General features: G+C 58.1%; 1 protein-coding gene and 1 pseudogene. Both read right to left on the reverse strand.

What is annotated here, in order from left to right; genetic code table 11:
* A partial coding sequence (locus AAAX72_RS09665) for an IS3 family transposase (protein ID WP_349130173.1) occupies nt 1–736 on the reverse strand: 736 nt, incomplete at its 3' end.
* A pseudogene (locus tag AAAX72_RS09670) lies at nt 625–864 on the reverse strand (transposase); the annotation flags it as partial. The pseudogene AAAX72_RS09670 and the gene AAAX72_RS09665, both read right to left, overlap by 112 nt.
* Between the last annotated feature and the right edge of the window lie 52 nt (nt 865–916).

Below are 916 nucleotides of genomic sequence, written 5' to 3' on the forward strand. Positions count from 1 at the left end.
TGCCGTCATCTGGCGGACCCTCCCTGCCGACCGCCTGCTCCATCGCGTCGATCGCGACCTTCTCGGTGATGCGCTCGGACATTGACCAGCCCACGACCTTGCGGGAGAAGGCGTCTATCACGGCTGCGAGATAGAGCCACCCTTCTCTTGTGGGTATGTAGGTGATGTCGCCCACCCAAAGCCTGTTGCGCTCGCCCACGGTGAAAGCGCGCTCTACCAGGTTCAACCGAGGGTCTCCCGGCTCGACCTTCTTCTGGATGCGGTGTTTTCGGGTCGCGCCCTTTCCGGCAAGTCCGAGCTTCTGCATGATGCGGAGCACGCGCTTCTCGCTCACGACGATGCCGCTTTTTCGCAGTTCGCGGTTGATGCGCCGGTAGCCGTAACGGCCCTTGTGCCGCTCGAAGGCCTCGACGACGAAACCTTCGATCGCCTCCCGCTCTATCTGGGTGTCGGACTTCTTCCGGCCGAGATACTCGTAGAAACCGGATTTCGAGACTTTCATCAGCCCGCATGCCTTCTTGATGGGGCCGATCTCGCCCCTATGCTCTTTGAGGAACTCGAACCTCACGCATGGTCTTGACTCAAGAAGGCCCGGAAATTTTTTAGTATCTCGTTCTCGCGCTCGAGCTCCTCGACCTTCTTCTTGAGCTTCACGATCTCGTAGTCCTTGTTGATCTTCGGGGAGCCGTTTCCGGGGAACGCGCCGTCTCCCATCTCCTCGTATTCGCGGGCCCATCTTCTCAGCGTCGAATCCTTTATGCCGAGTTCCTCCGATAGGCCTTTGACCGTCATTTCCCCGGACAGGACCACCTTTGCCGCCGAGACCTTGAACTGCCTGTCGTATCGCTTTCTTCTTTGGGTCATCTTGAACACCTTTCGCTCTTAACTAGGTGTCCAATTCATCATACCCACTCCA

Origin of the sequence: Collinsella sp. CLA-ER-H8, assembly GCF_040092335.1 — a bacterium.
In the GTDB taxonomy this organism is placed as follows: Bacteria; Actinomycetota; Coriobacteriia; order Coriobacteriales; family Coriobacteriaceae; genus Collinsella.